Here is a 22,123-nt window from a genome sequence, read left to right on the forward strand (position 1 = left end):
TATATGAAGCAAAATTACAGTGTTAAAAAATAACAGCAAAACGTTTTAGTACAAAATGTCTTACGAATCCCCCCAAAATATAGTTAAATTACACTTAATATTTTGCCAACCTCTATAAATGAGGCTATTGCCGCATCAAGATGATCCTTTGTATGAGCCGCCGAAAGTTGTACTCTTATTCTTGCTTTTTCCTTTGGAACTACAGGGAAGAAAAATCCTATAACATAAATTCCGCGCTTTAAAAGTTCGTTTGCCATGTTTTGAGACAGCTTTGCATCATAAAGCATTACCGGTACAATAGCAGAATCGCCATCTATAATATCAAAGCCTGCTTTTTTCATTCCCTCTTTAAAGTAATTGGTGTTCCACTCCAGTTTATCGCGCAGGGTAGTATCTTTCTCTAAAAGCTCAAATACTTTTAACGATGCCCCTACTATTGATGGCGCAAGTGAGTTGGAAAACAAATAAGGCCTTGAACGCTGCCTTAGTATTTCGATGATCTCTTTTTTTCCTGTAGTATAGCCACCCATGGCACCTCCAAGTGCTTTGCCAAACGTTCCGGTTATAATATCTACGCGGCCCATAACGCCTTTAGCCTCAAGTGTGCCCTTGCCTGTTGCTCCAATAAAACCTGCGGCATGGCATTCGTCTACCATTACAAGAGCGTCATATTTATCGGCAAGGTCGCATATTTTGTCTAACGGAGCCACAAGGCCATCCATACTAAACACACCATCTGTAACAATTATCTTAAACCTATGGCCTGCCTCGTTGGCTTTTATAAGCTGCTGCTCAAGGTCGTCCATGTTGCTGTTCTCATAGCGGTAGCGGGCTGCTTTACACAAGCGCACACCATCTATAATAGAAGCATGATTAAGGCTATCGCTGATAATTGCATCTTCTTCGCCAAGCAATGGCTCGAACACACCACCGTTTGCATCGAAAGCTGCGGCATATAATATAGTGTCTTCGGTACCATAAAATTTAGCAACGGCTGCCTCAAGCTGTTTGTGTATATCCTGCGTTCCGCATATAAAACGAACTGATGACATACCGAAACCGTGCGTATCAAGCGCGTCTTTTGCAGCCTGTATCACTTCGGGGTGTGATGATAGCCCAAGATAGTTATTGGCACAAAAGTTCAGTACCTTTTCGCCGGTCGTCAGGGTTATCTCGGCATCCTGCGGCGATGCTATAATGCGCTCTGTTTTGTATAAGCCGTTTTCTTTGATAGTTTCAAGTTCAGCGGCAAGGTGTTGTTTAATCTTTCCGTACATAGTTAAAAAGTTTTCAGTCGCAGTCGCAGTTTTCAGTTTGAAACCCTAAGTATTCAGTCACATTTGCTTCAGAATTTGCAAGTGGTTGAACTTAAGTCCCCATCAATTAAAACTTAAACGCTTTGCGAAATTTATATTTAGTTGTTGTTCTTTATTTTATTGAGCATCCAAATCTTGCAGGATTGTTTATCATAAAATTTATAATTTTTCCCACTTCATTGTTTCGGTTGTAAAGGTCTGAATATTTTTCCTGAGAAATGTAACCGCATTTAAGAGAAAATTCTAACCACACATTAGTTTCAGAATTTTCTGCATCGCTATCAGTAAGCTTACTTATAAAATGATTCATATATCTGCGTTTTCTGTAAGCCTCGGCAATATTTGCGCAAACACTCGTTGAGGATCTTCGAATCTGATCGGTTAAAGAATATCTTTCATCAGATGGAAACGATTTCGACAATTGAAAAATTTCCATTGATAAATCAAAAGCTTTTTGATAGGCTATTAATTCCCTAAAATCCATGTAACATATATTTACTGTTTACTAATGTTTAAATCTATCCATCACAGCTCTGAAAACTGTGACTGTAAACTGCGACTGCTATTAAACATTCACCACCTCAATCTTTTCTCCTATATATACAATAGCTTTCTTTACAACATCAAGTCCCATTTGTTTTAATGAAAACTCGTAGCCCTGCAACTGCTTTTCGTATTTATTAAGATGCTGCCCCGTTTTATAATCCAGTAAATAGGCTTGATTGCCATTAATAGCCACACGATCGGGTTTAATGTTTGGCATGTTGGGAGCAATAATGCTTTGCTCGTTAAATATAATATTGTCGTCAGCAAAAAACAGTTCAAGGTCAGGATGCAGCACAACAGCTTTAAGCGTTTGCTCTACCTGTTCTCTTTGCGAATGCACAATAAGGCCATTTTCTATGGCTTTAGTCAGTGCTAAATCTACATCATTGGCTGTTTTTATGTAGGACAGTATTTCGTGGGTAACGTTACCAAACTCTATGGCCTGCGCCTGAGAGTTACCCCACATTAAGGCTTCGCGCTGCGCAATTTTAACCGCCCGCGGATTAAAATGCTCTTTTACTACCTTAATTACATGCTGCTCTTTGGTGTGTTCTTCAGCAGCCGAGAGGCGTTGCGGGCTGCCAAATTCATACTCTGCCACCGCGTTGTTAAACATCCCTTTATTAATAAGGTATTTTATAAAGTAAGACGACATATTATTAGTCAGCTCTCCTTTAGCAGTAAAATTACGGTTAGAGATAATATACAGTTGTTCTTCGGCACGTGTAAGCGCCACATAGAGTATGTTTATATTATCCAACAATTCTTCCTGGCTTTTTATAAAATACAGTTCGGCTGCTTTTTCGCCATATTCGGCAACGGCTTTGCTGGTATCAATAAGGGCTTTTTCTATTTTCAGGGTGTCGTCGTCCAGTTCCAGCCACATTTTGTCGCGCTGCGAGCGTGCATAATCTTCTTCAGCAAAAGGAAAGATCACTACCGGAAACTCCAGCCCCTTGCTTTTATGTATGGTCATAATGCGAACGGCATCGTTCCCTTCGGGCGAGGGGATGCTGAATTTAGAGCCATTGTTATCCCAGTATTCTAAAAAGTCGGCAATGCTGCTCAGTGTTCTAATATCCCTTTCCAGCACAAGGTCAAGAAAATACTGCACATAACTTTGGTTGCTCTTTTGCTTAATAAACGCATCTACAATAGTTTCCACCGCTTCATACAGCGACTTTTTACGGCAGTTTTTAAACGAAATGTGTATGTTGTGTGCTGCCAAAAAGGTTTCGAGGGCATCTTCTGTAGGCTGTTCCATGCCTTCGGCAATAAAATCGTGCCTGCCAAAGTTGGTCTGGCTTGCGGCAAAATATAAAAAATGTGCCTTGGCCTCTTTGTTCTCGTTGCTTTTAAGATAGCGTAACAGGTTGATGATGAGTTTAACCTCGGTAGCATTCTCTATAAGCAATGTTTCCGACGACAGTATGGGCACGCCATTCTCTGTAAGATAATTGGCCAGCAACACCCCCGGCTGCCTTTTGCGGGTAAGCAACACAATATCTTTATATAAAAAGCCGTGGCTGCGCGCTTTGTTAATGGTAGTTAGTGTGGCAGCAAGATACAGATCGTTTTTATCTATCTCTTCAGCTTCTTCATCCTGTTCAAGTTCCGGCAGGAACGATATGTTTACATAACCGCCCGCTTTTTCATTTATTAACTGCGCACTGGCGGCATACATATCTTTATAATCGGTATTGCCAAACTCGTTTGCAATACCGGAAAAAAACTCATTATTAAACCCAATAACCTCGCTATAGCTGCGATAGTTGGTATCGAGTTGCAGCGTGTTTTTATCAGGGTTAGAGAACGGATTAAATTCCGGTTTACCCAGTTCTATAAACTGCTCAGCCCTGCCCCCGCGCCAGCGGTAGATAGACTGCTTGGGGTCGCCTACCAGCAGCAACGAACCGGGGCCAAGCAACGGGTCTTCGCCCGCAAGGGCATTGTCTATAAGCGGAATGAGGTTATGCCACTGCATTTGCGAGGTGTCCTGAAACTCGTCTATAAAAAAGTGGCGGTAGCGCTCGCCCAACCTTTCATAAATAAAGGGCGCGGGCTGGTTTTGTATCTCTTTGTGTATAATGGCATTAAACTCTGATATCGACAATACATTCTGCTCCTCCTGTATGCGTTTAAGTTCCTGCCCTATGGAGTTTAAGAGCGAGAGTGGCGTAATATTTTTAAGGAAAGCCGTATAAAAGTTTTTACGCTCATAGTTTTTGTACACCTTTTTAAGCAGGCCGAGTAAATCGGGCAGCAGGCCTTCTATAACGTCCCTGTCTTTGGCGGTTTTGTTAATGGCAACCTCTGCCGCCTCATAATATTTTTTATGGGTAGGTTTAAGGTCGTTGTTACGTATATAATCAATATGGTTGGTAAACGTGCCACGCGAAAACGACTTTGGGTCTACACCATTGGCTTGTAAAATATCGTTCATTTGGTGACCTAACGCAATGCTTTCAGCTTCGAGTGCCTCTACGTTTTGACGCAGCTTTTCGCGGATCAATAAAAAATCGTCGATGGTGGTGTTTTCAAACTGTGCCAGCTCATTGCGGTTATTTTCGTCTACCAGCAGGCGTCCGGTATTAAATAGCTCATGGGTAACGTCCCAGCTTTTGTCGTTGTCGGTTTTATCTAAAGAGAAATCAACAAGCAACTGTGTAAGCACCTCATCGTCTCCCGCCTTGGCAATCACGGCATCTACGGCCTCCTGCAAAAGGCTGTCGGTTTCGAGCGACACATCAAAATTGACCGAGAGTTTAAGGTCGTGCGCAAAGGCACGGATAACCTTGTGCGTAAAACGGTCTATGGTACTGATATCGAACGCGGCATAGTTGTGAATGATGTTTTTTATTATGGCACGCGATTTATCTTTTATTGTAGCTATGGACAGGCCTGTTTCTGCCGCAAGGATTTTCATAAGCACAAGGCCACGCTCTGAGGTTTCGTCTTTTGCAAAGTCAGACAGGTTGAGCACAATGCGGTTTTTCATTTCCTCTACGGCCTTGTTGGTAAAGGTAATGGCCAGTATGCGGCGGTAGGCATCATCGGTAGGCGATTGCAGCAATATACGCAAATATTCTTTTACAAGCGTAAAGGTTTTGCCCGAACCTGCCGAGGCATTGTAGATAGAAAAGGCTGTTTTTTGCATATAACAAATATAGGGGAAAGCGGGGTGATTTTAACTTAAGTCACGAGGGATAAAACTTATGTGTGAATAATAAATTTCAGTAAATTTGGTTATTATCTGATTGTTATGAGTACAACTTTAAGACTTTTACTATCCCTGCTATGCATCATCTGTGTTGATGTCCATGCTACATCATACCCTATTTCGCCACGGCCTCTCAGAAAATTAGTTATTGAAAGTGACGCTATTATTGTTGGAAATGTAATTAAGGTTTATAAAAAGGAAACACCTAAAAAGAGAAAGAAGAACATCAGTTATACTAATTACAGTTATGCTCGTATCGTAATTTCAGAGGTTTTACAGGGTAATGTTTATAACGATACAATAGAAATTCCTTTTACCCCTAATATGGTTTGTCCTGCACCGGCAAGGTATTATGAAAAAACAACGGTGCTAGTTTTTTTAGATGTCACACAAAAAGGATATACTACGCATGCCCTATCGTATGGCGCAAAAACTTTAGACTCCGTCGGAATTAAAATTTACAAAAGCAGGATACTTGAAATGCAGGACATCTTAAAAATATCCAACTCAACCTCACAAAAAAATGAAACAGTAGAATGGTTGGTAAAATGTTCTGAAAATCCTGTAACCTGTTGGGAAGGTGTTTTTGAGTTAAGCCCGGGGAGCGATTTTATGTCATCTTATTCACATGATACCGACCCTACTTTTGGTTCATACCTCAATGCAGCGCAAAAAGCAAAACTAAAGGAGGCATTCCTGTCTTCTTTAGATTTCAACTATCATGATTTCGGTTTATCAGACCTGGTATATAAGGAAAATCAAAAAGAAATAGACACTGTACTCCTTGAGAAACTTAAAACATTAAGCCCTAATAAATATTGGTGTGCATGGGATTTTATGGCAAGGCTCAAACATTTGAACAATTCGCCTGAAATGGAAAACCTGTTAAAAATACAGAAAGAGTTAGAATTTAAACACAATAACGAAATTGAACGAAAAAAGGTTATTGATGAGTTTGTGAGCCTTGTAGAGAAAAATCATTGATATTTTCTAAAAAGGCAACGTTATGCGCTTAAAATTTTTGTGTATAAATAAATGCCTCACAATCAATTTCTCTAATTACCCCCTCAAATAATAACAAATTCTTATTTTTTATAAACCGTAAAATCTGTAAATTTGAATTAAAATTAATATTAATCTTTTAAACGGACTATACTATGGCTTTTGAATTACCAAAACTACCTTACGCATACGACGCCCTTGAACCGCATATTGATGCTAAAACTATGGAAATTCACCATACTAAGCACCACAATGTCTACACTACAAACCTTAACGCTGCCATTGCCGGCACCGACCTTGAGGGCAAAACTATAGACAACATTCTTTTAAACCTTGACCTTAGCAATGCTGCTGTACGTAACAACGGCGGTGGTTTTTACAACCACAACCTTTTCTGGACAGTACTTTCTCCAAAAGGTGGCGGCGAGCCTACAGGCGAACTTGAAGAAGCTATAGACAAAGCGTTTGGCTCTTTTGAAGAGTTTAAAGCAAAATTTGCAAAAGCAGCTGCAACACAGTTTGGCTCTGGATGGGCATGGTTAACTGTGCTTAAAGGCGGCAAACTTGAAGTAGTGGCAACTCCTAACCAGGACAACCCGCTAATGCCTGAAATTGGTGGCGAAGGCACACCTATTCTTGGCCTTGACGTGTGGGAACACGCTTATTACCTAAACTACCAAAACCGCAGGCCTGATTATATTGAGGCTTTCTTTAAAGTAGTGAACTGGGAAGAGGTTGCAAGACGTTATGCTTCTGAAAAATAAGAATCTTTTTTTTAGATTTAGATAGGAAACGGGTATCGAAAGGTATCCGTTTTTTTATTACCGTAATTATGTTTTTACTAACTACGCCTTTAATTTGCAAATACCTCATTTTATCAAATACAAAATAAAAAAGGGAAAACTGTACAGTTTTCCCTTTTTCGGCCCCCAAAAATACCGTAAAATAAAAATTTTACTAATGCTATTTTGCTACAAACATATACTTATACAAACATGCCGCCAAAAATTTTAGACGAAATGCATGAATAATCGACAAAATGCACTGTGTTTTGATGTTTTAAGTTTTTTCTTATTAATTATTGAATAAGATTTAAAGTTTAAATAACAAAAACTTCAAAATCAGTTATATTTTTATAAAATTATAAAAGCAGCCTGTAGAGAATTGTTAATTCCTAATTTTGTGTAATGAGGTTTTTATGCCCTTTATTAACGATGAGCTAAAGCCCTCATGCTCCATTTCGTTAAGTCCGGCAATAGTACATCCTTGTGGCGTAGTCACTTTATCTATAAGCTGCTCAGGGTGTGCATTTTCCTGCAAAAGCATTTGCGTGGCACCCATGGCGGTTTGGGCTGCAATAGCCAATGCAGTTTTGGCATCAAAGCCAATTTCTATGCCCGCCTGCATACTTGCCCTAATGTAACGCAGGGCAAAAGCGGTTCCGCATGCGCCCAAAACTGTGGCAGCATCCATTAGCTTTTCATCTATAATAACGGCCGTACCCACTTTGTCGAACAGCTCTACAACGGTTTTAGTGTTCTTAATATCTTCTGCTGCCGCAGATATACATGTTGCCGATGCACCATATTGCGCAGCAATATTGGGCATAATACGCACTACCGTATTAGTTCCTGCCACTTTGTTGTTTAAGTGTTCTACGGTAACTCCGCTGGCACCGCTGGCTATTATTTTACCATTAACGTGGGGCAAAATTTCATCGAGCACGGCATCTACCTGCCAGGGTTTAATGGCAAGTATAACAATATCAGCATTACCTATTCCATCAATATTATTATCAGACGTGGTAATGCCATATTGTTTTAAATGCTCTATTAGCTTTATGTTGCGTCTAGTAACGGTAATGCTGTTGCCTGCGCTAAATTGTGCCAACCCTATGGCAATGGCACTGCCAAGGTTGCCCCCGCCTATTATATGTATGTTCATTTTGCGATGCTGTTATTGGTTTGGGCTAATATACTAATTGCCTGTCTAACAATTAGCATTTACTTTTAAAACCTCAGCAAAGCAAACTATCTACCCTTCGGCAGCAACTTTTTCTAAGGTTTCTAAAAACAGGGCGGGTTCCTGCGCTCCCGATACGGCATACTTTCGGTTAAACACAAAAAACGGAACTCCGCGAACACCAAGCTGCTGAGCTTCCTGTATGTCGGCAATAACCTCATCAGTAAAAGCACCCTGTCCCATTGCCTGAGCAAACTCATTGGCATCCAGCCCAAGCTGGGCGGCAAAGCCCATAAGCGTTTGGGCATCGTCTATATTCTTACCTTCTGTAAAATAGGCTCTAAACAATAGCTCTTCAGCCTCATTTTGTTTACCGTGCTGTTTTGTAAAATGTAAAAAACGGTGTGCGTTAAAACTGTTTGCCGGAATGGTCTTGTCAAAATTATATTCTAAACCAACCTGGGCGGCAATGTGTGCAACGGTATCGTTCATTCCGGTGGCTTCGTCAAGGCTTATGCCCTTATGTTCTGCTAAAAACTGATGTATGTTTTTAGACGGATCGGTCTTCATTTCGGGCGAAAGCAAAAAGCTTTTCCATTCGATCTCTACAGTATCTTTATTTTCAAATTGTGCCAGCGCAACTTCAAACTTGCGCTTGCCTATATAGCAAAACGGACACATAATGTCGCTCCAAATCTCGATTTTCATGGTATTCTGATTTTATGCTGTAAAGATACTACAGTAATAGTTCTTATAGTTGCAGATGTCGAAGCAATATTGGCCATCGTTAAGGTAGGGTAAACCCCGCGCGATATGTTACACATTTATAACACAAACCTACTAATTATGAGAACCTTATTTTTTTCTTTGCTGGCAGTGCTGGCCTTTGGTTGCAGCAGCGATAATACTGAAACTGTTTTTACACCCCAAACCATCGACCCGGTTATTATAGGCAAAGGCTTTGTAAACCTGAGCCATGATTTTGACGATGAAAACCGCGTTATACATACCGGTGCGCAATGGCAGGAACTGATAGACCAGATGGAGGCCGCACGGGGTGGAATTACCGATAACTTTACTGAAACCACTATTGATTTTAGCCAATATGATGTAGTGGCTTCATTTACAGTAAGCAGCAGTGCCACCACTATTGACATGACTAATGTTACAGAAAATGAAGATAATGTAACGGTAATACTTCAAAATTTACAACTTGGTTTAACGCAGGATGTAGTTCACCCATTCCATATAATTAAGGTTGAAAAAACAGGCAAGCCCTTTATTTTTGACGACCAGACCGGGAGGTAAATAAGCACTAAACGGGCATACTACCCCACCGGAAGCAAAATAGTAAACTGGGTTCCTTTGCCAATTTCGCTTGCTACGGAAATATGCCCGTTGTGGTTTTGCACTATTTTTTTGCACAGTGCCAGGCCAATACCCGTACCGCTGTTATCGGTAAGGCGTTTAAACATTTTAAATATCTGCTCGCCATACTGTTGGTTAAATCCTATGCCGTTATCTTTAAAAATAATTTTTACATAACTGCGCCCCGGGTTTAGCTTAGGGTAGTATTCCAACTCTGTTTGGGGTACTTTGAATGTCTCAATTTCTATGAGTGGATCTTCTGAACTGAATTTAATAGCATTGCTAAGCAGGTTGCCAAACAATTGGTGCAACTGTATAGGTATGCCTGTAATAACGGGCAACGCGGTGTGTTGTATGGTTACACCTTTTTGTTCTGTAAGCAAATCAAAATCTTCTTTTACGGTTGCAAAAATAGTGTTGAGGTCTACGGTTTCGAACAGTTCATCGGCACGGGAAAGCTGCGAATATTTAAGCACATCTTTTATAAGGTTAGACATGCGCCTCGAAGCAGTTTTAATTTTTTCGAGGCTGCGCATTGCCCCCTCTTTTTGGTTCTCTTCAAGATCATTCTCAAGCATTTCGCTAAATATCTGAATTTTGCGTAGCGGCTCCTGCAAATCGTGCGATGCTATATAGGCATATTCTTCGAGCTGTTTGTTTCGAAACTCTATATCTTTAGCATAATTTGCCATTTGGTCGTCGGCCAGTTTGCGCTCAGTAAGATCGCGTGTAACTTTACTAAAACCAATAATATTATTGTCGGCATCGTGCAGCGCCGTTATAACAATAGATCCCCAAAAAGCCGTACCGTCTTTACGCCTGCGCCAGCCCTCGTGCATAGCACGCCCGGTGTCGTGCGCCTGCTTAATAAGCTTTTCCGGCAGCAGGCCAACCCTGTCATGATCAAGATAAAACTCCCTGAAATTTCGACCCAGTATTTCTTTCTCGGTATAACCCTTAATTTTTTCGGCACCGCGGTTCCAGTTTATAATAAAGCCTTCGGTATCTAAAAGGACAATGGCATAGTCCTGCACCTCTTCGATCATTTTATGGTAACGTTCCTCACTTTTTTTAAGGCTTTGGGTACGCTCATCTACCTTACGCTCCAACAGTTCAGACAGCGACCTGTATGCCCTGTCGTCTGCTTTATCGGCCTCACTCTGTGTCCTAAAAATACTGTCGGTAAGCACCACTATTGCTCCGCTTACAGTACCATCGCCGTTATGGGTAAGTTTTATGTTTACTGCAAATTGTTTTAAAGATCCATAGGCATCTTCAATAATGATCTCACTTTGGTTTATGTCTTTTTCTTCTGTCAACGCACGGGCTACCGGAGTATTTTCATAGTCAAGCGGCAATCCTTCAGAATTAAAAACAGTAAGCCCTACATACCATTTGTCATAGCCTACTTGCAGGGGTTTACCCCACAACTTTTGAGCCTCTTCATTATACCAGATTATTATGCCGTCTTTATTGCAGGTATATACTGCTGCCGGCAGTGCCTGTAAAATAGAAAAGCCATCGCTAAATGTTTGCATACTGATTATAAGGATTATGTGGACACTAACTGCTATGGTCTATAAAATAAGGCAGTTCTTCGCCCGATAGCAGGCGCTTTAATGCCCTTGTAAGTATGCCCAGCCCCGGTGGCTTTACTAAAAAGTGCGATGCACCAAGGCTACGGGTATCGTCTATATCTTTACTATAGGACGAGGTAGTATATATTATAACCGGAATGTTGGCAAGCTTAGTATTATTCTTTATGTGTTGCAAACACTCTTTGCCGGGCATGAGGGGCATGTTGAGGTCTAAAAAAATAATATCGGGTGTAAACGGGGCATCTGCATTTAAAAGCGCAAGGGCATCTGGGCCACTGCTTGCTGTAATGCACGAATACGAATTGGTGGCTTTTTCAAGCGCCAGCGAAAATATTTCGCGGTCGTCTTCGTCATCATCAATTAAAAAGCAGACTTTGGTTTTCATTCAAACTTAATTAAATGTTAAAAGTAGGCATTTAAGTCCGAATAAATATAATTAAACAAATGTTAAAGAGGTGTTAAAGAGAAAACATTGCGATGTAGTATCAACAGTAACTAAAAATTACTGCAATTTAAACAGTTTCTCAAAATTTATAAGAGGCGTCTCATAATAAGCCTTCTCGAAATCAGTTAATGGGTAATCTTCATGATTTTGAATTGTAAATCTCACATTCCCTTTGTATAAATTGAAATGAATCTCTAATTCAGCTTTGCCAAATTTATCCTTATCTCCCAGTTCTTTGTATAAGTTTTGAGCAACCGTTTTTAAAGATGATTTAGGATCAAGATACAGAATAGTGTTACTGTAAATAGTATTTATCCTGATTGTATGCGCTTTATTGGGCTCAAGATTCTTTAATTTATCCAGTTCAGATGTTTTAAATACATAATAGACAAGACTGTTTTGAGGCATCCATCCCTGATTTATAGATTCATATTTATAGAATCCATCTTTGTATTTTTTTATAAGGATTGTGTATGATGAATCGGCAATTTTAACATTCCTGTGCTCTATGTAAATAAAATTTTCCCTGTTTTCCCCAAGGCCATGATGTTGAAAATCAATCAGTGTCTTGTATTCTTCCTCCATATTTGCAGGAATCTTGTTCTTTCTCGAAGTCCATTTTCCCGCATCATTCTGCAGCCAGCCAGTAGCTTCTGTAATTCTGCCGTTAGCAACAGCATCTATTACAGGTAGGGATGCATTTACCCTGTCCTGAGCAAATGTCAAAATAGTAATTAAACTAAAAACGATAGTGTAAAATTGTTTCATTTTCTGGTTTTTGTATATCTGGCAAATATATTATTTTACACCAAAAATGTTAGACATACTATATTTTTTTTGACCTCTTATTTGGCATGACCTATGACCCTTTCTTAAAAAAAATCGTTACTTTCGCAAATTGATTTTTACAAGCATATAAAATGAGCACTAAATTTACTGAATACAAGGGGCTTGACCTGCCGACAGTGGCCAGCGAGGTACTTGATTTCTGGAAAAAAGAGAATATATTTGACAAAAGCGTAACTACCCGTCAGGGCAAACCGCAATATGTGTTTTATGAGGGGCCACCAAGCGCCAACGGCCTTCCGGGCATTCACCACGTTATGGCGCGTGCCATTAAAGATATTTTTTGCCGCTTTCAAACCCAAAAGGGCTATCAGGTAAAGCGTAAGGCAGGGTGGGACACCCACGGCCTTCCGGTAGAACTTGGCACCGAGAAAGAACTTGGCATTACTAAAGAAGACATAGGAAAAACCATAACCGTAGAAGAGTATAACGAGGCCTGCAAACGCACCGTAATGCGCTACACCGATGTTTGGAACGACCTTACCGAAAAAATGGGCTACTGGGTAGATATGGAAGACCCGTATGTTACCTACAAGCCTAAATATATGGAAACTGTATGGTGGCTTTTAAAGCAAATATATGATAAAGGCTTACTTTATAAAGGCTACACTATACAGCCTTATTCGCCAAAGGCGGGCACAGGACTAAGCAGCCACGAGGTTAACCAGCCGGGTGCTTACCGCGACGTTACCGATACTACTATTGTGACACAGTTTAAGGCCATAGAAAGCTCACTGCCTGATTTCTTAAAAGGTTTTGGCGCTATAGACATATTGGCATGGACCACCACACCGTGGACGCTGCCAAGCAACACCGCGCTAACCGTAGGACCAAATATTGATTATGTATTGGTAAAAACCTTTAACCAGTACACCTTTGAACCAATAAATGTGGTACTTGCTAAAAACTTAGTAGGCAAACAGTTTGCTGGGAAATATTTTGAAAGCACTGAAGCTGCTGATTTTGAAAATTATACCCAAGCCGATAAAAAAATACCATATCAGGTTTTAGCCGAAGCCAAAGGTGCAGCCCTTGTAGGCATTCGCTATGAGCAGTTGCTGCCGTTTGTATTGCCGTACCAAAATCCGCAGGATGCCTTTAGGGTAATTAGTGGTGACTTTGTTACTACCGAAGACGGGACAGGTATAGTGCACACCGCACCAACTTTTGGTGCAGACGATGCCAAGGTAGCGAAAGAAGCCAAGCCCGAAGTGCCGCCAATGCTGGTACTGGATGCTAACGGCAACCCTGTGCCGCTGGTAGACCTTCAGGGTAAATTTACAAGCCATTTGGAAAGTCTTGACAATCCGTCCGGCAAACCGTTAGAACTTGCAGGCAAATATGTTAAGAACGAGTATTATGATGCCGGTACTGCCCCTGAGCGCAGTGCTGACGTTGAAATATCCATCTATTTAAAAGAGAACAATAAAGCCTTTAAGGTAGAAAAATACGTACACAGCTATCCGCACTCATGGAGAACGGATGAGCCGTTATTGTACTACCCTCTTGACAGCTGGTTTATAAAAATGACCGATGTTAAAGAGCGCATGTTTGAGCTTAACGATACCATTAACTGGAAGCCTAAAGCTACAGGAGAAGGCCGTTTTGGCAACTGGCTTAAAAATGCAAACGACTGGAATCTTAGCCGCTCACGCTACTGGGGTATTCCGCTTCCAATATGGAGAACTGAGGACAAAACCGAAGAGGCTATTGTAGGCAGTGCCGAAGAACTGTATAACGGCATTGAAAAAGCTATTGCCGCAGGGTTTATGACAGAAAATCCGTTTAAAGGGTTTGAGCCGGGCAACATGAGCGAGGAGAATTACAACCTTATCGACCTGCACAAAAACGTGGTAGATGCCATAACACTGGTATCTCTGTCAGGCAAGCCGATGAAACGTGAGGCCGACCTGATAGATGTTTGGTTTGACAGTGGCGCCATGCCTTATGCACAGTGGCACTATCCGTTCGAAAATAAAGAGCTTATAGACAACAGCGAGGCGTTCCCTGCCGATTTTATTGCCGAAGGTGTAGACCAAACCCGCGGTTGGTTCTATACACTGCATGCCATTGCCACCCTTGTGTTTGATAAGGTAGCTTATAAAAACGTTGTGAGCAACGGCCTTGTGTTAGACAAGAACGGGCAAAAAATGAGTAAGCGCTTAGGCAATGCGGTAGACCCTTTTAGTACTCTTGCCGAATATGGCCCCGATGCCACACGCTGGTACATGATTAGCAACGCTAACCCATGGGATAACCTTAAATTTGATATTGAGGGCGTAGCTGAGGTTAGGCGTAAGTTTTTCGGAACGCTCTACAACACCTACTCTTTCTTTGCGCTGTATGCGAATATTGACAACTTTACGTATGCCGAGCCGGAAGTTCCGTTAAACGAAAGACCTGAGATAGACCGATGGATATTAAGCGAACTGAACACCCTTATAAAAGACGTAGACACGTTCTATGCCGAATATGAGCCTACAAGGGCAGCACGTGCTATATCTGACTTTGTGCAGGAAAACCTGAGCAACTGGTATGTGCGCCTGTGCCGCCGCCGCTTTTGGAAAGGCGAATATGCACAGGATAAAATTGCTGCCTACCAAACGTTGTACACCTGTTTGGTTACTGTTGCCAAGCTAAGCGCACCTATTGCACCGTTCTATATCGACAGGCTTTATAAAGATTTAACACAATCTTCACAGATTGATGCGTATGAGAGCGTACATTTGGCTCCGTTTCCGCAATATGCTGATAACTTTGTTGATAAATCGTTAGAGAGCCGCATGCAAAAGGCGCAAACAATATCATCATTAGTGTTATCTTTACGCAAGAAGGAGATGATAAAAGTGCGCCAGCCACTGCAAAGGGTAATGGTTCCTGTTCTTGATGAAAAACAAAAAGCTGAAATAGAGGCCGTAGCCGAACTGATAAAAGCCGAAGTTAACGTTAAGGAAATAGAACTTACCGATGATGCAGGGGGTGTACTGGTAAAAAGCATTAAGCCTAACTTTAAAGCATTAGGGCCACGCTTTGGTAAAGACATGGGACTTGTAAGCAAAGAAATACAAGGCTTTACACAGGAGCAAATAGCAGCTATAGATGCAAAAGGAGCGCTTGATATTATAGTTTCGGGTAAAAGTATTACTTTAACCACCGATGATGTAGAGATAACCTCTCAGGACATACCGGGATGGCTGGTGGCCAATGCAGGCAGTATTACCGTAGCATTAGACATTACTATTACCGATGATCTTAAAAAAGAGGGAATTGCACGCGAGTTGGTAAACAGGATACAAAACATCCGTAAAGACAGCGGTTTTGAAGTGACCGACAGAATAAAGGTTTACTTACAGAACAATAATGTGCTCGAAGAGGCCGTTAAGGCAAATGAGGGCTATATTAAGAGCGAAACGCTTACCGACGAGCTTATTTTTAGCAACGAGGTAATTAATGGTACAGAAATTGAGTTTGACGATATAAAAACCTTATTATTAATTTCAAAATAGATAGTAGATAATGGTAGATGAGCAGCAAATAAGATACTCTGATGCGGATCTTGCAGAGTTTAAGGAATTAATTACGAAAAAAATTGAGAAAGCTAAAGCTGACCTCGACCTGATAAGAAGTGCCTATATGAACGACCTTAATAACGGTACAGACGATACATCGCCTACCTTTAAAGCGTTTGAAGAAGGCAGCGAAACCATGAGCAAAGAAGCAAACTCGCAGCTTGCCATACGTCAGGAAAAATTTATCCGCGACCTAAAAAATGCGCTTATCCGTATAGAGAATAAAACATACGGCATTTGCAAAGTAACCGGAAAGCTTATCAATAAAGAAAGGCTAAAACTGGTTCCGCATGCCACTATGAGCATCGAAGCAAAAAACATGCAGCGATAACAGCAATACTTTTAACCGCCCTTATACAGGGCGGTTTTTTATTTTTTTACGGCTCCCTGTAGAGACGCAATACATTGTGTTTGTATTTCAACAAACCATCCCTATCTTCATGTACTGGCATTGAGAGACGCAATGCATTGTGTCTCTACAGGAGAAACCTTACAGGCTTTTTTTCCTGATCATAGGAATTAAGGAACAGTATTACTTAGTCGTTCCTCCTTATAAAGACGTTGTGGGTGAAACATACTTTATATGGTTTGATCATACTTATCCCATGCAGGTATAAGTCTCAAACTTGTACACAAAACAACTCATTAAAACCTCGGTAGTTTTTCATCCCAAAACACTTAATCCATTGTCGTTTTGTATATTTTTACAAAATGCCGACATATTCTATATAAAAAACCAACAAAACCAATACATGAAGAAAACATTACTTATTCTGTTATTATTATCTCCTTTATTCGCTATGGCAAAATTTTATGAAGGTCAGGTTACCTTAGCCGATGGCTCTGTCAAAGCAGGATTTATAAATATTATTGGGAGCGATACTAAAATTAAATTTAAAAGCGGTGAGGATGCCGATACAGAAAAAATAAAAATAGAAGATATTAAAGAACTCTATATTATTAACGGAAGTAAAATAGAATTCGTAAGCCTTTACCTGGCAGATTTGCATCCAACCAAAGGCTATATCGCCAGTAAAAAGAAATATTTGGTTCGGATTCATCGTAAAGGCAAAATAAATTTGGTATCATATTATATGGATGTAGCTCCTATTGGACCAACACCCAGATATACTGCACGTCATTTTTATTTTCAAAAACAGGGGGCAGATACAGCCCGGTTTATTTATACATCACAAAAAAACCTTGAAAATGAAGACTACCATGTACGTGCTCAAAAAACAATAGAAAAAGTTGCGGCCAAACAGTTTGAAGAGGAATGCCCTGATATGATTGCAAACTTAAACAGCGATGCTTTTAAAGAAAAAGGCCTGCCTTATCTAATTGAACTTTACGAACAATACTGCGGTAAATAAAGTTTTACAGCAGGAATACTTAAGACTTAAAACCAAAAACCAACACTAAACCAGGTGTAGTGTTTATGCACCTCCGGAGACCAGCTGTGTTTAACCTCGATAGGGCCAATAAAGGTTTCCAGCCCATAGCCCACAGCATAACCAGAATATTTAGGCCACGATAGCAGTTTTACGTCTTCATAAAGATTGCTGCCCAGGTTGGCATAATTAGCCGTTAGGTTAAAGTGGTGTTTTTTTGCAAATTCATAATCCAAATTAACCACCCCTTTTAGAAAACTGTTACCCGATATACTTAAAAAATCGTAGCCAAAAAAGTGCCTTACGGTATGAAACGGCTGAAAGCCATAACCGCCCAATATAAAATCGAAACTGGATACTTCATTCTCTCCGAGGGCAAAACCGGTCTCGGCCTCTAACTTAAGCGTAAAATTGCGTGCCAGCCTTTTGGCCGTTGCAACTTCGCCACGGATGATACTGAAATTATTATACATTCCGGTAAAATCCGAGGAATAAAAATATGCCTTTGCCTCACCGTAAAAATAATATCCTTCGGTAGGAAAATGCTTGTCGTCATAGGTATCGAGCTTAAGATAGGCATAGGATGACAAATAATCGCTATCGTCAAACCTTGAGTCAATAGTGCTTTGCACCGTCGCCGATTTAATTTGTATGTGCTTATGTTCTACACCTCCGCCTATTAAGAACTGCCTCCACAACAGGCTCTGTATATATATCTGATTGGTAAAATCGCTAAAATCTACATTAATGGCCTCGATGTTTAGCTGGTCGTTAGGCGGCCCCACGGCATAATCGGCCGTAACATTTCGGTTAAAACCATAATAATGCGAATGCAGTCCGTAGCTAATATAAAAACCGTTATCTATATAATAATCAAAATTATACCTAAAGTTATCGCCTAAAATAATATCGAGCGATGCTACGTCGTTTCGCTTAAGCAGGTTTTTTTGCGTCAGGTTTACCAGCACGGCACTTTTAAACAAACCGTCATAATGAAGCCCAAATTTGAGTAAACGGTTAATAGGGTTTTCTTTAAGATCAAGCTTCAGTACCTCGCCCCTGCCGTCGCTATCGTCAAAAGAATAAGAAAGCGATGTAAAGTTATGCGTGGCATTAAGGTTAGAGATCCCGTTGGTAATATCGGTATGACTAATAGTATTTCCCGGCTTAAAATTCAGTTTACCAATAACATAAGAACGGGTGTAGTTTTTAAGTCCGTTTATTTCGATCCTGTCAATGCAAATAGAGTCGCGCACTGCCAAATGCGGCCTTTTAAGCGGAGTACCTGTTCCTAAAGTTTTCAGGGTATCTAAAATTTTAAGTGCCGCCTCTTCACCCTTTTTTATAATAGCTTCACCATCTTCAAAAGACACCACAGTAAACCCCGAAATATCAGGCTTTATATAAACATCAGTAGCTTTGCTTTTAGCTTCCATCTTGCGGATCATCTGGTAGTTGTTTATTTGTACCAGTATGCCCGTTGCTCCCTTAATCTGGTCGCGCGTTTTTAACGGATCCTGAACATCGACCCCGATAATAATATCGGCACCCATTTTTTTAACCTCTTCAATAGGATAGTTGTTGGTAACGCCACCGTCTATAAGCAAACGGCCGTCTATCTCAACAGGGTTGTATAACGACGGAAAAGCACCACTGGCCAATATGGCATCGGGCAGGGTTCCGCCATGCAGCACTACCTCTTCGCCTGTTTCCACATCGGTAGCAATACAGACAAAAGGTATAGGGAGCTTATTAAAATCCCGCACATGGCGCACGTGTTCCGTAAGCCTGTTTACAGTAGTATAATTATATAGACCTTTAGACAGCGCATTAGGGAAACCTATTTTAAAGTTTTTGAACGGCAGGGTAATGGCATACATTTCTTCGTTTCGCTTTTCGAAGAAGTTTCGCGAATCGCGGGGAGTAAAATCCTTTAAAAGTGCATCGGGATCGAGTCCACGAAAAATAGAATCGAGCTCGGTAGCCGAATAGCCCGCTGCATAAAGCCCGCCAACAATAGCCCCCATGCTGGTACCGCCAATGTAAGACACCTCAACACCGGCTTCTTCCAGCACCTTAAGCACACCAATATGGGCAAGCCCTTTGGCACCGCCACCGCTAAGCACCACACCAATTTTTGGCTTTTTGGCAGGCATGTGCTGCTCCTGCCCCATAACGGAGCTAAAAAAAGACAGGCACAAAAAGAGCAGCAGCGTATGTTTCATAAGGTAAGATTAAATTAAATCACTAATATTATCTTGAAAGACATATTGCCTGTGATACTCTAAATAAGCCTCTCGGTTTTCGGGGTAAATTCGCAAGTTATTTTTGGCTGTAGGATTAATATTTAATTTTTCCCAAGTGTATGCAGACAATAGGGTTCCACACACCAAATCTCCATTATCTTTAAAAGTTATATATCCCTGATCAAATAATTTATCATAAGTAGGAGTTAAAGCAAGGCCATTCAAGTAATCTAACGCCTGATCTTCTCTACCTTCTTTAATACAGATTCTATAAGGTTTGATATGACTTGCTATAAGTAATTTTTCATCAGATATCCTTGTAAAAGGGCATTGTGGCATGTGATCGATTACCCTTTTTCGGTAAAGTTCAGCTCCTTGTCTGCCACCAGCTTTTAATAATTGTTTTTTTTCAATAATTATTTTTTCAGCTATATCTGTTGTGGAATCTACTAGTTGAGGATGTACAATTGTTCTATATTGATAATCTAAGAAAACCCGAAAATAAAATAATGGTTGTTTTGATTGTCCATCATTTATAATGGGTATGAGTTTTAAAATTGAAACATAGCTAATTTTTGGCAAAACAATCCTTCTCCAAATATCCCAAATTTCATCGTCAGAGCGGATATAACCTCTACTTAACTTATTATCGGTAAGGTCTGAAACGTCATAAATCGAAAAAAAAATTTTATCTGTTGGAAGCAAACTTACTCGCTCAATATATTGATCGTAGAATAGCGATATATCGTTATGATATATTTGCTCTTGTTCTTGATATTCAACTCGAGCATCGTAAAGGTATTTTATTAAATTAGTTTTACTAAAGAAACAATTGTTTGACTGAAAAATAGGGTAAGTCCTTTTTCCATCAATTTTAGTATTACCCCAATTATTGTATTCAAAAAAATCGCTCAGTCTTTTTCCACTGTTTCCCGAATAACTTCCTACGTATTTTCTTGCTTCACCAGATCCTCCATAGGCAGAAAGTTTGTTCTTATGAAAGATAAAACTATCTTCTGCTCTTAAATTTTGAATTGAGTCAATTATAAAATACTCTTTCCTTTCAATTTGTATTTTTTGAAAGTTCTCCATTATTGCTTACTTGTGTATTTAGTAATATCCATCTGCTTTAATAATGCAATCAAAACATCTACAACGATGCTGTTTCCTGCCTGCCTGTACATTTGCGTATCACTTACAACCTGCTTAAAATCATCACGAAATCCCATAAGGCGTAAACATTCCTTTGGAGTAAGCTTTCTTATTTTACCGGTATGTGTAACATAATTATCAACTCCAGCGCGGTGCATCTTATGCATTGATTGTAATAAGGGGCGTGCAATTTCAAGATCTGTTTTAACAGATGTTTTAAATGTTTTTGTACCGCTGCTCAATACATAGTCACGGACTTTATCTGACAGGTAATATTTTTCTTCTACCTCGTTTACATCAAAAATAAATTCATCAAATTCGCTTTTATCCTGCTCTTCAAAAACAAAGTCTCCATGCCAATTAAATTGCTGATTGGCTTTTTGGCACAATGCTATATCTCCGTTTATTTGAGTATAACGTTTATTCCTGTTCTTTGAACTGGTAACAAACTTTACACCTTTTTCTCTCAGATAATATTTACTGTCAGTATAATCTTCTAAGAAATCTTGCATTTTATGCTCCAAATCAATAGTTTCAGGGAAAGTGAAGCGAGTATTTTTATCTTTAAATCCCACAACAAAAATACGTTCCCTATGCTGTGGTATTCCATAGTTTTTAGCATTCAAAACCTGATAAAAATATTTGTATCCTAATTCATCGAAAGTTGCTTTAATAATTTCAAAAGTGTTCCCATTATCATGGTTGATAAGCCCTTTTACATTTTCGAATATAAACACATTAGGCTGACTTTCTTTAACAACTCTTGCAAATTCATAAAAAAGTGTCCCTCTTGTATCGTCAAACCCCCTGCGTTTCCCAACCATCGAAAATGATTGGCAAGGGCTTCCTCCCACCAATAAATCTAATTTTCCTTTATATTTATTACCATCTATCTCATGAACATCATTATACCAATTGCTCTCCGCTATTTCATAGTTTGCAAAATAACTTTGCTTGGCAAAATTGTCTATATCGCTGGCAAATTGTATTTCAGAATTGAGGTTAAGCCTCTTTAGTGCATATTCAATAGCTCCAATACCCGAAAACATAGTACCTATTCTTACAGTAGCCTCAGGGTTTGAAAATCTTTTTTCCCTCCAGTCTTCATCAAATTTTATTTGCTTTTGTTTAGAGACATAATTAGTCAATTGCTCATTTACAATATTCAGCACATCTTTATATTCTGGATACTCTCTCAACTCTTCAATTATTTTGGATGACAAATGATAATTCAAAAGAATTTTTTTGTCTGTTTGTAGGATTTGGCATAAATTATCTAAAAGCTCAACGTTCATGGGGCGCTCATCTTTCTCAATCTTACCAAGTGTTGAAGGATCAATATTTATAAAAGAAGCTACTTTTCTAAGAGGAAAACCTAATTCGTTTCTTTTCAGTCTTATATACTCTCCAAATGTAATTTCCATCATATTTTCTTGTTTTTGGACTTATTTGTCCAAAAATA

Annotated in this window: 17 protein-coding genes; 6 read left to right on the plus strand and 11 right to left on the minus strand. The window is 39.8% G+C overall.

The genetic code is table 11. The features are described 5' to 3' along the window. Window positions 1-83: 83 nt before the first annotated feature. From kbl to GR160_RS08770, 3 genes are all read right to left on the minus strand, one after another. A complete protein-coding gene (gene kbl, locus GR160_RS08760) occupies window positions 84-1,277 on the minus strand; it encodes a glycine C-acetyltransferase (RefSeq protein WP_160749482.1) in 1,194 nt (397 codons plus the stop codon). A 151-nt stretch (window positions 1,278-1,428) separates the two neighbouring features. After that, window positions 1,429-1,800: a four helix bundle protein gene (locus GR160_RS08765; RefSeq protein ID WP_160749483.1), complete on the minus strand. Its 372-nt coding sequence runs from the start codon at window positions 1,798-1,800 to the stop codon at window positions 1,429-1,431. An 81-nt stretch (window positions 1,801-1,881) separates the two neighbouring features. After that, window positions 1,882-5,019 carry an exodeoxyribonuclease V subunit beta gene (locus GR160_RS08770; RefSeq protein WP_160749484.1) on the minus strand — a complete coding sequence of 1,046 codons (3,138 nt, stop codon included), beginning with the start codon at window positions 5,017-5,019 and terminating at the stop codon, window positions 1,882-1,884. Between the two features lie 105 nt (window positions 5,020-5,124). On the opposite strand from GR160_RS08770, the gene GR160_RS08775 reads away from it, so the two are divergent. Continuing rightward, window positions 5,125-6,066 carry a hypothetical protein gene (locus tag GR160_RS08775; RefSeq protein ID WP_160749485.1) on the plus strand — a complete coding sequence of 314 codons (942 nt, stop codon included), beginning with the start codon at window positions 5,125-5,127 and terminating at the stop codon, window positions 6,064-6,066. A gap of 173 nt (window positions 6,067-6,239) precedes the next feature. After that, entirely contained in the window at window positions 6,240-6,848 is a 609-nt protein-coding gene (locus GR160_RS08780) for a superoxide dismutase (RefSeq protein ID WP_160749486.1), read from the plus strand. A gap of 403 nt (window positions 6,849-7,251) precedes the next feature. Here the strand turns inward: GR160_RS08780 and proC are convergent, their stop codons facing one another. Together proC and GR160_RS08790 are read right to left on the minus strand one after the other, a co-directional pair. Then, entirely contained in the window at window positions 7,252-8,028 is a 777-nt protein-coding gene (gene proC, locus GR160_RS08785) for a pyrroline-5-carboxylate reductase (protein WP_160749487.1), read from the minus strand. Between the two features lie 90 nt (window positions 8,029-8,118). Then, window positions 8,119-8,754, minus strand: a complete 636-nt coding sequence (locus tag GR160_RS08790; protein WP_160749488.1) for a DsbA family protein — start codon at window positions 8,752-8,754, stop codon at window positions 8,119-8,121. A gap of 138 nt (window positions 8,755-8,892) precedes the next feature. Between GR160_RS08790 and GR160_RS08795 the strand changes: the two genes are divergently transcribed. After that, a complete protein-coding gene (locus GR160_RS08795) occupies window positions 8,893-9,354 on the plus strand; it encodes a hypothetical protein (RefSeq protein ID WP_160749489.1) in 462 nt (153 codons plus the stop codon). Between the two features lie 20 nt (window positions 9,355-9,374). On the opposite strand, the gene GR160_RS08800 is transcribed toward GR160_RS08795, so the two are convergent. The 3 genes from GR160_RS08800 to GR160_RS08810 all read right to left on the minus strand — a co-directional run bounded on the left by GR160_RS08800 (window position 9,375) and on the right by GR160_RS08810 (window position 12,225). Further along, a complete protein-coding gene (locus GR160_RS08800; RefSeq protein WP_160749490.1) occupies window positions 9,375-10,952 on the minus strand; it encodes a PAS domain S-box protein in 1,578 nt (525 codons plus the stop codon). Window positions 10,953-10,977: 25 nt separating this feature from the next. Then, window positions 10,978-11,397: a response regulator gene (locus GR160_RS08805; RefSeq protein WP_160749491.1), complete on the minus strand. Its 420-nt coding sequence runs from the start codon at window positions 11,395-11,397 to the stop codon at window positions 10,978-10,980. 117 nt (window positions 11,398-11,514) lie between these two features. Beyond that, a complete protein-coding gene (locus tag GR160_RS08810) occupies window positions 11,515-12,225 on the minus strand; it encodes a hypothetical protein (protein ID WP_160749492.1) in 711 nt (236 codons plus the stop codon). A gap of 152 nt (window positions 12,226-12,377) precedes the next feature. On the opposite strand from GR160_RS08810, the gene ileS reads away from it, so the two are divergent. The 3 genes from ileS to GR160_RS08825 all read left to right on the plus strand — a co-directional run bounded on the left by ileS (window position 12,378) and on the right by GR160_RS08825 (window position 17,245). Beyond that, the gene (gene ileS, locus GR160_RS08815) at window positions 12,378-15,809 is read left to right on the plus strand and encodes an isoleucine--tRNA ligase (RefSeq protein WP_160749493.1); all 3,432 of its coding nucleotides are present in this window, start codon (window positions 12,378-12,380) and stop codon (window positions 15,807-15,809) included. 10 nt (window positions 15,810-15,819) lie between these two features. Next, the gene (locus GR160_RS08820) at window positions 15,820-16,203 is read left to right on the plus strand and encodes a TraR/DksA C4-type zinc finger protein (RefSeq protein WP_160749494.1); all 384 of its coding nucleotides are present in this window, start codon (window positions 15,820-15,822) and stop codon (window positions 16,201-16,203) included. Between the two features lie 421 nt (window positions 16,204-16,624). Beyond that, window positions 16,625-17,245, plus strand: a complete 621-nt coding sequence (locus GR160_RS08825) for a hypothetical protein (protein WP_160749495.1) — start codon at window positions 16,625-16,627, stop codon at window positions 17,243-17,245. A 26-nt stretch (window positions 17,246-17,271) separates the two neighbouring features. On the opposite strand, the gene GR160_RS08830 is transcribed toward GR160_RS08825, so the two are convergent. Genes GR160_RS08830 through dcm form a run of 3 tightly spaced genes read right to left on the minus strand, consistent with a single transcriptional unit; the run spans window position 17,272 to window position 22,088 of the window. Next, window positions 17,272-19,488, minus strand: a complete 2,217-nt coding sequence (locus tag GR160_RS08830) for a patatin-like phospholipase family protein (protein ID WP_160749496.1) — start codon at window positions 19,486-19,488, stop codon at window positions 17,272-17,274. Window positions 19,489-19,497: 9 nt separating this feature from the next. Next, complete coding sequence (locus GR160_RS08835; protein ID WP_160749497.1) at window positions 19,498-20,601, minus strand: HNH endonuclease; 1,104 nt, start codon at window positions 20,599-20,601, stop codon at window positions 19,498-19,500. Beyond that, complete coding sequence (gene dcm, locus GR160_RS08840; protein WP_202390747.1) at window positions 20,601-22,088, minus strand: DNA (cytosine-5-)-methyltransferase; 1,488 nt, start codon at window positions 22,086-22,088, stop codon at window positions 20,601-20,603. Before dcm ends, GR160_RS08835 begins: the two co-directional genes overlap by 1 nt. Window positions 22,089-22,123 lie beyond the last annotated feature (35 nt).

The sequence above is a fragment of the Flavobacterium sp. Sd200 genome (assembly GCF_009826935.1).
Taxonomy (GTDB): domain Bacteria; phylum Bacteroidota; class Bacteroidia; order Flavobacteriales; family Flavobacteriaceae; genus Flavobacterium.